We start from the raw sequence: 12526 nt of genomic DNA, 5'->3' as shown, positions 1-12526 counted from the left end.
ATGGCGAAGCCGAACGCCCGAGTCGGAGTCGTTCTGGTCGCGCACGTGGCCGCCCTCGCCGAGGGCGTACGCACGCTCGCCGCCCAGATGGCGCCGGAGGTGGACATCCGCGCGGTCGGGGGCACCGACGACGGCGGGGTGGGTACCAGCTTCGACGCGATCCTGGAAGCGGTACAGGGCGTTCGGTCGGACGCCGGGGTGGTCGTGCTGTACGACCTGGGCAGCGCGCAACTCACCGCCGAACTCGTCCTGGAGACCCTCGACCCGGAGCAGGCCGACCGGGTGCTGCTCGTCGACGCGCCGCTGGTGGAGGGTGCGGTCGCGGCCGCGACCACGGCCGCCGGGGGAGCGGGCCTGGCCGCCGTGGCCGCCGCGGCGCGGGCGGCGTACGTGCCGTCCGCCGAGACCGGCGGGGCCGAGCCCCCGGAGCCCTCGGAGCCCTCGGAACCGGGGGAGAAGCGGGGCGAGGGGGAGGTACGGGCGCGCACGACGTTGCGTAACCCGGCCGGCCTGCACGCCCGGCCGGCGGCGGCGCTGGCACGCCTGGTCCGGGAGTACGACGCGCGGGTGACGGTCGGCCGTCCCGGTGAGCCCGGGGTGGACGCGGCCGGTGTGCTCGGCGTGGTCGCCCGGGGGCTGCGGGTCGGCGACGAGCTCGAGGTCGCCGCGGCCGGCGAGGGCGCCCGGGCGGCCGTGGACGCCGTGCTCGCCCTGGCCGACGCGGGATTCGGTGAGCTGGACGAGAAGACGCCGCCCCCGGTGCCGCCCGAACCTTCGGCGCCGGCCGAGGCCGCTGTGCCTGAGGCGTCCGAGCCGCCTGAGCCGCCCGAGCCCGGCACGCTGCGGGGCGTCGGCGCCTCGGCCGGCCTGGTGGTGGCACCGGCCCGGCACCTGCGTCGTACCGAACCCCGGCTGCCGCCGGCCGGCGGCGCGCACGAGCCGGACGCCGAACGCAGGCGGCTGGCCGCCGCCGTCGACCGGGTGAACGCCGAGCTCGGTGGCCGAGCGGCCGGCGGCGGGTCCGGCGCCGACATCGCCGGTGCCCACCAGGCGATGCTGGCCGACCCGGCGCTGCTGGCGGGAGCGCAGGCGCGGCTCGACGAGGCCACGCCGGCCGAGGTCGCCTGGTGGAGGTCGGTGCTGGAGGCGCGTGACCTGCTGGCCGGCGGGACGGACCTGGTCGCCGAGCGCGGGGTCGACGTGGAGGACCTCGGCCGCGCGGTGCTCGGCGCCCTCGGCGTGGACGTCCGGCCGTCCGTACGACCGGAGGACGTCGCCCGCGCCGTGGTGGTCGCCGAGGAGGTGTTCCCCTCCGACGTCGCGGCCCTCGGTGAGGCCGGGGTGGCGGGGCTCGCGGTCGCGCGCGGCGGGCGTACGTCGCACGCGGCGATCCTCGCCCGCGGCCTGGACCTGCCGATGGTGGTCCGGCTCGGCCCGGAGGTTCTGGACGTCCCGGACGGTACGCCGGTGATCCTGGACGCGCGGACCGGAGACCTGCGGGTGGACCCGCCGGAGCCGGAGCTGACCGCCGCCCGGCAGACCGCCCGCGACCTCGCCGCCGACCGGGAGCGGGCCCGCGCGGAGGCCGCCGGCCCGGTGGTGCGGGCCGACGGGACGCCGGTGACCGTGAGCGCGAACGTCGGCGGCCCGGTCGAGGCGCGCGCCGCCGTGGCCGCCGGTGCCGACGCGGTCGGACTGCTGCGTACCGAACTCCTCTACGTCGACCGGCCCCGGCTGCCCGGTGAGGACGAACAGGCGGCGGAGCTGGGCGCGGTGCTGGCCGAGCTCGGCGGCCGCCGCGCGGTCGTCCGCACCCTGGACGTGGGCGGTGACAAGCTGCTGCCGGCCCTCGACCTCGACCCGTGGCGGCACGGGCCGCTCGGAGTGCGCGGGCTGCGGTACGCCCTCGCGCACCCGGACCTGCTGCGGACCCAGCTGCGGGCGGCGCTGCGCGCGGCGTACGGCCACGGCGAGGTCTGGCTGATGGCGCCGATGGTGACGGTGGCCGCGGAGGCGCGGCGGTTCCGGGTCCTGGTCGAGGAGGTGGCCGGGGAGCTCGCGGCGGCGGGGACGGCGTTCGCCCGGCCGGCGAAGGTCGGGGTGATGGTCGAGGTGCCGGCGGCCGCCCTGGTCGCCGACGAGATCTGTGCCGAGGTCGACTTCGTGAGCGTGGGGAGCAACGACCTCACGCAGTACGTCATGGCCGCCGACCGGACCAACGACGCGGTGGGCGACCTCTACCAGCCCGGCCACGAGGCGATCTGGCGGCTGCTGGGGACGTTGGTCGACGCCGCCCGGGCGGCCGGTCGGCACGTCGCGGTGTGCGGCGAGCTCGCGGGGGAACCCGGCGCGGCCGTTCGGCTGGTCCGGATGGGTGTGGACGAACTCTCCATGACGCCGAACGGGATACCCGCTGTGAAGGCGGCGCTGCGGAGCCGGCTCAGCTGATCGGCTCGGGCGCCCGGTGGGCCGGCGGCGGACCGGAGACCTCCTGGGCGGTGGCCATCGCCTGGGGGTGCAGCACCGCGCGCTCGCGTGCCTCCAGCACCTTGCCGATCAGGTCGTCGCGCCAGTGGTCGGCGTCGTACCCGATCGCGCCGCGCTGGTAGCGGTCGTAGAAGAACGCGAGCTCGGTGACGGCGGTGTGGTAGTCGCGGACGGCCTTGGCGGCCTCGGCGCCCCACCTGCGCTTGACCGCCGAGCGCCAGCCGCTGCGTCCGGGCAGGCTGGACAGCAGGCGTACCTCCTCCGGCGCGATCCAGTTGGCGGCGACGAACCGCGGCAGCTGGCTCGCCACGATGCGCTGCTCGCGGCGCCGCTGCCACAGCACCACCATCGCCATCGCGGCGAACACCGGCACCATGAAGACGACGTAGACGAGGAAGAAGCCGAACTGGCTGAGCAGCGACGCGGAGGCGTTCCACAGCGCGTGCAGGCAGACCGCGGCGAGATAGCCGATCAGCGGGTAGACGAACCGGATCTGTCTGCGGCTGCGCGCCATGATGCCGACGGCGAGCCCGGTCATCGCGGTGAAGATCGGGTGGGCGAACGGCGACAGCACGCACCGCAGCGCGAACAGCATGATGCCGCCGTGGAGTCCGCCCTCGTGGATGGCGGTGCCGAGATAGAGGATGTTCTCGCTGAACGCGAACCCCACCCCGACCAGGCCGGCGTAGACGATGCCGTCGACCACGCCGTCCACCTCGCGCCGGCGGGTGGCGAGGAGCACGAACAGGAACGCCCCCTTGACCGCCTCCTCCACGAACGGCGCGGTCACCACCGTGCTCACCACGTCGCCGATCTCGGTGCCGACGGTGCGTGACCAGGCGTAGTTGAGGGCGAAGTTGCTGACCGCCGCGGCCAGCGCCGCCACCCCGGCGCCCCACAGGAACGCCATCAGCAGCAGCCGGCCGGGCTCCGGCTCCCACCGGTCGATCCACAGGAACACCGCGACCACGGGGACGACCGGCAGGAACGCGAACAACGTGCCGAGCGCGGCCGGCTCGGGTCCGGCGCCCAGCACGGTGAGCCCGATCAGCGGGGTCATGAGCGCGGCCATCACCACGATCAGGACGACCGGCGCGAGCACCCGGCGGCGGTTGCGGTGCCGGCCGGCCCAGGGGCGCAACGGCACGAGCGGTCGGCCACCGGGCAGCCCGGGCAGCCCAGAGTGAGCGGGGCCGGACTGAGCGGAGGGGGGAGGGGTCGCGCTCATCCGGAGAGCCTAGATCAGCCCGCCCCCGCTCGCAGACCGGCCGGAGCCGGGCCGGCAGGGCGCGCGCGGCCGCTCCCAGCGTCGTCGGTGTGGTTGTGGATGTGGCTGTCGATGCGGTTGTCGATGTGGCCCCGTCCCGCTCGTCATCTGGTCGACGGGCGAGGGGAGCGGGAGTGAGCAGGGACACAGGCGGCAACGAGTACCGCTGAGGAGCCGGTACGCGTGGAACCCGACCTACCTGCCGTACCCGACATGTCCGGCAACCGCGACGTTCGCCGGTCCGCACCGGGCCCGGCCAGGGCCCACCGAAGTGAGCGAAGGAGACGAGATGAAGTTCATGATGCTGGTGTGCTGGGCCGAGGGTGAGGAACTCGGTCCGGAGGAGTCGGCCGCGATGCGGCGGGACTCGATCGCCTGGATGGAACGGATGGACGCGCGTGGGGTTCGGTTGCAGGGCAACCGGCTGCGGCCGGTCGCCGACGCGCGGACCGTCCGCGTCCGCGCCGACGACGTGCTGGTGGTCGACGGCCCGTTCGCCGAGACCAAGGAACAGATCGCGGGGTACGACCTGCTGGAGTGTGCCGACCTCGACGAGGCGGTCGAGGTCGCCTCGGAACACCCGGTCGCGAGGTACGGCGCGATCGAGGTCCGGCCGTACTGGGACTGACGGCGGGAGAGTTCAGTCTCCGTCGGGGGTCAGCAGAGCGTCGGCGACGGACGTACGGGCGTAGAGAACCGACCGGCCGCTGCGGTGCGCGGTGACCAGGCCCGCGTCCCGCAGCGCCGTGAGGTGCTGGGACACCCCGGCGGCGGACATCCCGGCGCGGTGCGCGAGCTGGGTGGTCGAGGACGGAGTGTCGAGCTCGGTCAGGATCCGCGTACGGGATCGCCCCAGAACACCAGCGACCGCCGCGGCCGAGGTGGGCGTGCGCGGCTCCCACAGGTTGCCGACCCCGCGCGCGGGATACGCGAGCTGCGGCGGCTCGCCGGCCACCGACCGGGTCAGCACCCGCGGCCAGACGAACACCGATGGCACCAGCAGCAGCCCACCGCCCGCCTGGCCGCGGGTCACCGAACAGTGCCGGCGGACCAGGCGCAGGGTGCCGTCGTCCCAGTGCACGGAGTCGTGCAGCTCGTCGAGGACGTGGGCGGAGCCGTGTTCGGCGGCCTGCCGGGCGCGGTGGAAGACGTCCGCCTCGAGGAGGTCCCGGATCCGGGCCCAGTAGGGCGCGAGGGCGATCTCCCAGTACGTCTCGATCTCGGCGGCCACCTTCGCGAGCGTCTCCTCGGGCGCCTCGTACAGCAGCCTGGAGCGGGCCGACCGTCCGCCGTCGCGCCGGTCCTGGTCGGCGGCCAGCATGTCCAGCTCGGTCCGCACCTGCTCGGCCGGGGTCGCCAGGATCGCCGCCAGCTCCCCGGACAGGGCGGGGAACGGCGCGGCCGGCGTGGGGTTGAGGAAGTCGGCGAGGTAGCCGTTCAGGGGGATCAGCTCGGCCAGCCAGCCGCTGTCGAGTCCGGCCCGCGCCAGCCGGGGGCGGACCTGCGCCGCCCAGCGCCGGTGGAGCGGGGGCTCCACCTCGTCCCGGAGCAGCCGGAAGCTGGTGACGACCTCCCACATCGGCGAGACCGCGTACCTGGTCAGGGCCAGGTCCGCGGTGGAGAAGCTGAGCACCGACTCCATGCGTACTCCTCGCTGTGCCTCGGACCGTCCGGACCGTCCGGAGTGGTCCGGTCGGGTCCGGTTGGGTCCGGTGGATTCGGGTGGAGCTTAATCAATGGTCCGCCGGGTGGGCCAGGCCGCAGGGTCTGGCCATGCTCTCCTCGTTCTCCTCCTTCCGCGGGCTCCCGCCGGTCGTCTGGACCGTGTTCGCCGGCACGGTCGTCAACCGGCTCGGCTACCTCGTCACCCCGTTCCTGGTGTTCTTCCTGGCCACCCGCGACGTCACCGGTACGCAGGTCTCCTACGTCCTCGGCGCTCTCGGTGTCGGCAACCTGCTCGGGCCGGCGGTCGGCGGACTGCTCGCGGACCGGATCGGCCGGCGTCCGACGATGCTGGCCGGGCTGGTCGCCGCGTCGGTGGGGCAGGGTGCGCTCTTCCTCGCCCCCAGCGTGGCCACGATGGCGGCCGCCGCGTTGCTGATCAGCGCCGCGGGGTCGATGGTCGGGCCGGCCGCATCCGCGCTGCTGGCCGACGCCGTGGACGCCGCGCATCGGCAGCGGGCGTACGCGCTGTTCCAGTGGGGCGTGAACATCGGTACGGCCGTGGCCGGGGTGCTCGGCGGGTTCCTCGCCGCACACGGCTACTGGCTGCTGTTCGCCGTCGACGCCGGAAGCATGCTGGTCTTCGCCGCGGTGGTGGCGTTCCGGCTGCGCGAACACCGGCCGGCGGCGCCGGGTGGGGCCACGGCTGCGGCCGGGGAGAGGCGGACGGACGGGATCGGGTACGGAGTCGTCCTGCGGGACCGGCTCGGGCTTGCGCTGCTTCCGCTGTTCGGCGTACAGCTGTTCGTCTACTCGCTGACCGAGGTGGCGCTGCCGCTCGCCATCCACGACAGCGGACTGTCCCCGTCGGTCTACGGCGCGATGGCGGCGCTGAACGCGGTGATGGTGGTGCTGCTCCAGCCCGTGGTGACGGCGCGGCTGACCCGGCTGCCGCAGCTTCCGGTGCAGTGCGCGGGCGGTGTCCTGATCGCCGTCGGAGTGGCGATGACCGGACTCGCGGATTCGGTCGCCGGCTACGCGTTCTCGGTGGTCGTCTGGTCCGTCGGTGAGGTGGCCGTCGCCGGCATCGCCGCGTCGGTCATCGCCAACCTCGCCCCGGCGCACGCGCGCGGCCGCTACCAGGGCGCGTTCGGCTGGATGTGGGGGACGGCCAGGTTCGCCGCCCTCACCCTGGGCGTCGCGTTGTACTCCGGGCTCGGCCCGGGTGTGCTGTGGTGGACCGCGCTGGCGGCCGGCATCGCCTGCTCGGTGGCGACTCTCGCGTTCCACGGACGGGTCGCCCGGCGGATGGACCACGTCCTCGCCGCGTGATCGACCTTCCGGGTCACTGCCGGGTCAGCCGCCGCGGGGTCGCCGCCGCCGGGTCACTGCCGGGTCACTGCCGTAGAACGACGTTCGTGGTGGTGACCCGCCAGCCCTCGTCTTTTCGGACGAGCACGTAGGTCGCGTGCGCGACGCGGTCCGGCTCGATCCACGACTCGTGCACCACCGCGAGCTCCGGTGTCACGATGCGAACTGCCTCGGTCCGGCGTTCCGCGGCGAAGACCGCCGGCCGGCCGGTGCGTGCGAGCTCTCCGAGCCGCTCCGCGATCATCTTCCTTCCGCGGCACCACTGGCCGGTTCGGTTGACGAGATCCGCGTCCTCGTCGAACCCGGCGACGTAGGCGTCGATGTCGGCCGCGCGCCACGCCTCGCGCAGGCGGTCGATGACCGCCACGACCTCGGCTGTGCTGATGTCGGAAGCCATGGATTCTTGTACCAGGCGACGCCCTGAACCGAAGGAGTGACCGGCGAAGTGGCCGATGGCGTGACTGTCGGAGTAGCCGGGGAGTGGCCGACGGAGTGGCCGACGGAGTGACCGGTGAAGTAGCCGGTGAAGTCAGAAGGGCCCCGGCCGGTGAACCCGGTCGGGGCCTTTCAGGTGCTGGACACCCAGCTGTGGGACTGGCGGAGGATAGGGGATTCGAACCCCTGAGGGATTGCTCCCAACACGCTTTCCAAGCGTGCGCCCTAGGCCAACTAGGCGAATCCTCCGCGCGAGACAGTACCCGCTCGGTGGTCCGCCGGGCCAACCGGGGGCCGGTGGACAACGGCCGGTTGGGCGGGGTTGCGCCTTCTGAGACGCCCGAGGCTGCTCTGTCCCGGGTTGCCCGGCGGCGGTGGGCGAAGTCGCGGGGGTCTCGCGTAGACTGCTCCGCGGCTCCCCGCGCGGCGGTACCTTGCCCAACTCCCCCAGGGCCGGAAGGCAGCAAGGGTAAGCAAGCTCTACCGGGTGCGCGGGGAGTCCTTTCGTACCACCGCCGCCCTCGACGCGCCTCGCGTCGCGACCGGCGCGCGGTGCGGCCGCGCCGAGCCGGCCCGCTGCTCCGCGACCGTCGGTGGCGCGGGCTAGGGTCCCTATCGTGGAAGCGCCGCTCGCCCTTTACCGTCGCTACCGGCCGCAGACGTACGCCGAGGTCATCGGCCAGGATCACGTCACCGAGCCGTTGCAGCAGGCGCTGCGCAACAACCGCGTGCACCATGCCTATCTCTTCTCCGGGCCACGCGGCTGCGGGAAGACCACCAGCGCCCGGATCCTCGCCCGCTGCCTCAACTGCGAGGTCGGTCCCACTCCCGAGCCGTGCGGTGAGTGCCAGAGTTGCCGCGACCTGGCTCGCGGCGGCCCCGGCAGCATCGACGTGATCGAGATCGACGCGGCCAGCCACGGTGGCGTGGACGACGCCCGTGACCTGCGCGAGCGGGCGTTCTTCTCGCCGGTGTCCTCGCGCTACAAGATCTACATCGTCGACGAGGCGCACATGGTGACCACGCAGGGCTTCAACGCCCTGCTGAAGCTGGTCGAGGAGCCGCCGGAGCACCTGAAGTTCGTCTTCGCCACGACCGAGCCCGAGAAGGTCATCGGCACCATCCGGTCTCGTACACACCACTACCCGTTCCGGCTGGTCCCGCCGAAGGTCCTGCAGGAGTACCTCTCCGACCTGTGCGAGCGCGAGGGGGTGCAGGTCGAGCCGACCGTCCTGCCGCTGGTGGTCCGGGCCGGAGCAGGGTCGGTTCGCGACACCCTTTCGGTGCTCGACCAGCTGATCGGTGGTGCGGGCGACGACGGTGTGACGTACGCCCGGGCGGTGGGGCTGCTCGGCTACACCCACGAGTCGCTGCTGGACGAGGTGGTCGACGCGCTCGCGGCGGGTGACGGCGGCAGCGTCTTCACCGTCGTCGACAAGGTGATCGAGTCCGGGCAGGATCCGCGTCGCTTCGCCGAGGACCTGCTCCGGCGGCTGCGAGACCTGGTGATCATCTCGGCGGTGCCCGACGCGATCGGGCGCGGCCTGCTCGAAGGACCGGGTGACCAGGCCGAACGCCTCACCGCACAGGCGGCGCGCCTCGGCACCGCGGAGCTCACCCGGGCCGCCGATCTGGTCAACGAGGGGCTGAACGAGATGCGGGGTGCGACCGCGCCCCGCCTGCACCTGGAGCTGATCTGCGCGCGGATCCTGCTGCCGGCGGTCGACGACAGCGAGCAGGGCCTGCACGCCCGCCTGGACCGGCTCGAACGCCGGCTGTCCATCGCGGGCGGTCAGGACGTGCCGTCGGCGGCCGGCCCGAGTGGTTCTTCGGGCGGCCCGGTCGGTGGTTCGGGCGGTGGCTCGGTTGGCGGCTCGGTTGGTGGAGCGGCCGCCGCGAGGGACCAACTCGGCAGGAGCTCTGCCGGTCAGCGGCCATCCGGGGGCGGCGGACGCGAAGCGGCGCGCGACGCGGCGAACGCCGAACGCCCGTCCCGGGTGGGCGAGGCTGACCGCGTTACCGGCCGTGACGCGGACACCGCCGCAGCGGCGCCGGACTCCACCCAACGGCCCTCCGCGCGGCCGCCGACAGCCGACTCGGCCGGATCGGCCGCTTCTGCTTCGGCGGAGGCGCCCCGGCCGGAGTCTTCGACGCGGGGTCCCGCGGCGGAGACCCGTGCGCCGGAGTCCGCGCAGCCGGACGGCTCGGCTCGAGCCTCGGCCGCTGCGGCGGCCGCCGCTGACTGGGGTACGCCCCAGGCTCCGCACGAGTCCTCCGACGCGCCGCCCGCCGGGCCTTCCGTGGACCAGGCCGGTTGGTCGGTCTCCGCGCCGCCCGCCGGGCCGGTGGCCGGATCCGAGCCGGCGGGCGTCGTCCTGGACGAAGCTGCGGGCGGGGGGTCCGCGGCACCGAACGAGTCGGACGCGGGTGGTGCCGCGCCCGGTGAGGCGGCTTCCGGTGGCGCGGGGACGCCGGGCGCACTGGGAGTCACCGACGTACGCCGGCTGTGGCCGGACGTCCTCGAGGCGGTGAAGGGGAAGCGCCGGTTCAGCTGGGTGATGCTGAGTCAGAACGCCCACGTCGCCGACCTGCACGGCAACGTCCTCACTGTCGCGCTCGTCAACGCTGGGGCGAGGGACTCGTTCACCCGCAGCGGCAGCGACGAACTGCTGCGGCAGGCGCTGCGCGACGTGCTGGGCGTCGACTGGCGGGTCGAGGCGATCATCGACCCCTCGGGCGGCGCCGGCGGTTCGGGTGGCCCGGGTCCGGGTGGCTCGGGTGGTTCGGGCTCGGGTGGTTCGGGTGGTTCGGGCTCGGGTCGAGGCGGCCAGGGTCCGGCCGGCGGGGCTGCCGAATCCCGCGGCGGCACTTCCGGTGGCGCTACTTCGGGTGGCGGTGCTTCGGGACCCCGGGCAGCGGCTGCCCGGGGTGGCGGCAACGATTCCTTCCGTTCGGTGAGTACGCCGCGGCCGGGCGGCGAGGCAGCCGGGGACGGCACGGCCGTGCCGGCTGCCGCGGACGCCCACTCTTACGACAGTCCCGGCGGGGCCACTCCCGAGGCGCCAGACGAGGCCGACCAGGACGACGGGTGGCCGAGCCCGGCGCGGGTGCCGGGCTCCACCCCGCCCCGCGAGCCTGCCTCCGACCGCTCGGCCGGCGACGGGTCCCGCGCCGAAGCACGCACCCGCGCCGGCGACCGACCTCCCGGTGACCAGTCCGCTGACGACCGACCTGCCGGTGACCGGTTTTCCGGTGACCGGTTTTCCGGTGACCGATCTGCTGGTGACCGATCTCCTGGCGACCAGTCCACCGGTGAGCGGTCCCGCGGCGGAGATTGGGGCGCCGCCGAGCGCCGGGGCGATCCGGAGCAGGGCAACGGCTCCGGCCGGGGCAACGACTCCGGCTGGGCCGGCGTGGCCGTGTCCACCCCGGGCGGTTCCGCTGCTGGTCAGAACGCCGGCACTGAGCCAGGCGGTGCCTCCGATCGCAGAGGTGCTCCCGATCGACAGGACGCCGGTCGGAGGGGCGGCGTCGACCGAGGTACGCCCACCGGCCAGAGCGGCACCGGCGGTCAGGGAAACGGATCGCGCCCGATGTCCAGCGCTCGGGCCCGAGCCGCCGCGGCGGCGGGTGGCACTCCCCGTCCGGCCGAGCCCACGCACGACCCCGACAGCGATGTCGACCCCGACACCGACAACTCGCTGTCCGACGACCCGAGATCCCACACCGATCTTCTCGAGCGCGAGTTCGGCGCCCAGTTGATCGAGGAGATCCCACTCAACTGACCAGCCCTCGTCTGACCAGCCCTCGTCTGACCAGCACCCGCAACGGACCAGCCTCCTCGGGCGGCTTACCTCGCTCGGCCGGCCGGCCCGCATGGCTTGCAGATCTCGCCCGGCTGACTGGCCCATGCCGGCACTGCCGTGCGCTGACCAGCGGGTTTGCCCGCGCTGACCCTCGGACGGTCGGCAACACCGGGGTGCGCCGGTCCTTACCGCTGTGGGACGATCGGCGGCTGTGCGAAGACCATCCAACCCGTTCGCCGGGATGCCGCGCGAGGTCGCCGTCCTCGCCGCGATCGCGTTCGCGGTAGCCGTCGGCTTCGGGGTGGTCGCCCCGGCACTGCCGGTGTTCGCCCGGGACTTCGGCGTCGGCCACACGGCGGCTGCCGCGGTGATCTCGGCCTTCGCCCTGATGAGGTTCGTGTCGGCGCCGTTGGCCGGTCGGTTGGTCGACCGGATCGGCGAGCGGACGGTGATGCTCGCCGGGATCTTCTTCGTGGCCGCGTCCTCGGCCGTGGCGGGCCTTGCCCAGAGCTACCTCCAACTCCTCCTCCTGCGTGCCGTCGGCGGTGTCGGCAGCGCGATGTTCACCGTGTCCGCAGTCTCGTTGCTGCTGCGGGTCGTGGACGCCGACCGCCGTGGCCGGGCGAACGGGTTGTTCCAGGCGGGGTTCCTGATCGGCGGGCTGATGGGGCCCGTGGCCGGCGGCCTGCTCACCGAGCTCTCGCCACGGTTGCCGTTCTTCGTCTACGGCGCGACCCTCGCGGTGGCCGGCACGATCGGCGCGCTGGCGCTGGCGCGTACGACCCTGCACGAGCGACTCGGCCGGCAGGACGACGAGGCGAACCGGACGAGCCTGCGGGAGGCGCTTCGCCATCGGGCGTACCAAGCCGCACTCGTCAGCAACTTCGGCACCGGCTGGGCGTTGTTCGGCGTCCGGTCGAGTCTGATCCCGTTGTTCGTCGTGGAGGGCCTGAAGGTCGGCGCGATCTGGACCGGTGTCGGTTTCCTGGCCGGGTCGGTGGCCCAGGCGCTGTCCCTGGTGTCCGCCGGAAAGGTCGCCGACCAGGCAGGCCGTCGTCCGGCGATGATCCTCGGCGGGTCGGTGGCGTTCGCGGCGATGGTGGTGGTGACGGTGTCGTCCACGCTGCCGACGTACCTCCTCGCGATGGGCCTGTTCGGCGTCGGTGCCGCCTTCTTAGGTGTCGCTCCGGGTGCCGTGATCGGCGACATCATGCGCGGGCGGGGGGGACAGGTGGTGGCCGTCTTCCAGATGTCCTCCGACCTCGGAGCGATCGCCGGACCGCTGGTGGCGGGGGTGCTGGTGGACAACCTGTCGTTCGGGTCCGCGTTCGGCGCCACCGCGGCGATCCTGGTGTTCGGTCCGCTGCTGGCGTTGCGGATGCCGGAGACGAGGTACGCCCGGCAGGCGGAGCCGGTCGACGATCCGTCCGGCCCGGACGAGCCCACGCTCGGTGGGCGCGCCCGGCCGGAGGAGTCCGGGGGCGGCCAGACCTAGGCC

Annotated in this window: 8 protein-coding genes, 1 tRNA gene and 1 other RNA gene; 6 read left to right on the top strand and 4 right to left on the bottom strand. The window is 73.9% G+C overall.

Translation table 11 applies throughout. The annotated features are described in order from the left end of the window. Positions 1-2448 carry a phosphoenolpyruvate--protein phosphotransferase gene (gene ptsP / locus FHR37_RS23180; RefSeq protein WP_092882020.1) on the top strand — a complete coding sequence of 816 codons (2448 nt, stop codon included), beginning with the start codon at positions 1-3 and terminating at the stop codon, positions 2446-2448. Here the strand turns inward: ptsP and FHR37_RS23175 are convergent. Beyond that, complete coding sequence (locus FHR37_RS23175) at positions 2441-3715, bottom strand: PrsW family intramembrane metalloprotease (RefSeq protein ID WP_237768630.1); 1275 nt, start codon at positions 3713-3715, stop codon at positions 2441-2443. The two genes, ptsP and FHR37_RS23175, sit on opposite strands and share 8 nt — an antisense overlap. A 328-nt stretch (positions 3716-4043) precedes the next feature. Between FHR37_RS23175 and FHR37_RS23170 the strand changes: the two genes are divergently transcribed. Next, positions 4044-4382 (top strand): YciI family protein, encoded by a 339-nt coding sequence (locus FHR37_RS23170; protein WP_092882022.1) that lies wholly within the window; start codon positions 4044-4046, stop codon positions 4380-4382. 12 nt (positions 4383-4394) lie between these two features. On the opposite strand, the gene FHR37_RS23165 is transcribed toward FHR37_RS23170, so the two are convergent. Then, positions 4395-5396, bottom strand: coding sequence for an ArsR/SmtB family transcription factor (locus FHR37_RS23165; protein ID WP_092882024.1), 1002 nt, complete (start codon positions 5394-5396; stop codon positions 4395-4397). Between the two features lie 131 nt (positions 5397-5527). Here FHR37_RS23165 and FHR37_RS23160 point away from each other — a divergent pair, with 131 nt between their 5' ends. Next, the gene (locus tag FHR37_RS23160) at positions 5528-6748 is read left to right on the top strand and encodes an MFS transporter (protein ID WP_092882026.1); all 1221 of its coding nucleotides are present in this window, start codon (positions 5528-5530) and stop codon (positions 6746-6748) included. A gap of 64 nt (positions 6749-6812) precedes the next feature. On the opposite strand, the gene FHR37_RS23155 is transcribed toward FHR37_RS23160, so the two are convergent. Together FHR37_RS23155 and FHR37_RS23150 are read right to left on the bottom strand one after the other, a co-directional pair. Then, positions 6813-7184, bottom strand: coding sequence for an SgcJ/EcaC family oxidoreductase (locus FHR37_RS23155; protein ID WP_092882028.1), 372 nt, complete (start codon positions 7182-7184; stop codon positions 6813-6815). A gap of 198 nt (positions 7185-7382) precedes the next feature. Beyond that, a tRNA-Ser gene (locus tag FHR37_RS23150) sits at positions 7383-7471 on the bottom strand. A gap of 161 nt (positions 7472-7632) precedes the next feature. Between FHR37_RS23150 and ffs the strand changes: the two genes are divergently transcribed. From ffs to FHR37_RS23135, 3 genes are all read left to right on the top strand, one after another. Continuing rightward, positions 7633-7729: signal recognition particle sRNA small type (ffs, locus tag FHR37_RS23145), an RNA gene on the top strand. 86 nt (positions 7730-7815) lie between these two features. Beyond that, the gene (locus FHR37_RS32680; protein WP_237768631.1) at positions 7816-11007 is read left to right on the top strand and encodes a DNA polymerase III subunit gamma and tau; all 3192 of its coding nucleotides are present in this window, start codon (positions 7816-7818) and stop codon (positions 11005-11007) included. Positions 11008-11239: 232 nt separating this feature from the next. Next, a complete protein-coding gene (locus tag FHR37_RS23135; protein WP_237768632.1) occupies positions 11240-12523 on the top strand; it encodes an MFS transporter in 1284 nt (427 codons plus the stop codon). The last annotated feature ends 3 nt before the right edge of the window (positions 12524-12526 follow it).

The sequence above is a fragment of the Actinopolymorpha cephalotaxi genome (assembly GCF_013408535.1).
GTDB lineage: Bacteria > Actinomycetota > Actinomycetes > Propionibacteriales > Actinopolymorphaceae > Actinopolymorpha > Actinopolymorpha cephalotaxi.
This window is presented reverse-complemented; position numbering and strand designations above follow the sequence as displayed.

Bases quoted from the DNA above. Each gene is read 5' to 3' on its own strand.
- FHR37_RS23175 (WP_237768630.1), bottom strand. From the start codon at position 3,715: ATGAGCGCGACCCCTCCCCCCTCCGCTCAGTCCGGCCCCGCTCACTCT.
- ptsP (WP_092882020.1), top strand. From the start codon at position 1: ATGGCGAAGCCGAACGCCCGAGTCGGAGTCGTTCTGGTCGCGCACGTG.
- FHR37_RS23165 (WP_092882024.1), bottom strand. From the start codon at position 5,396: ATGGAGTCGGTGCTCAGCTTCTCCACCGCGGACCTGGCCCTGACCAGG.
- FHR37_RS23170 (WP_092882022.1), top strand. From the start codon at position 4,044: ATGAAGTTCATGATGCTGGTGTGCTGGGCCGAGGGTGAGGAACTCGGT.
- FHR37_RS23160 (WP_092882026.1), top strand. From the start codon at position 5,528: ATGCTCTCCTCGTTCTCCTCCTTCCGCGGGCTCCCGCCGGTCGTCTGG.
- FHR37_RS23155 (WP_092882028.1), bottom strand. From the start codon at position 7,184: ATGGCTTCCGACATCAGCACAGCCGAGGTCGTGGCGGTCATCGACCGC.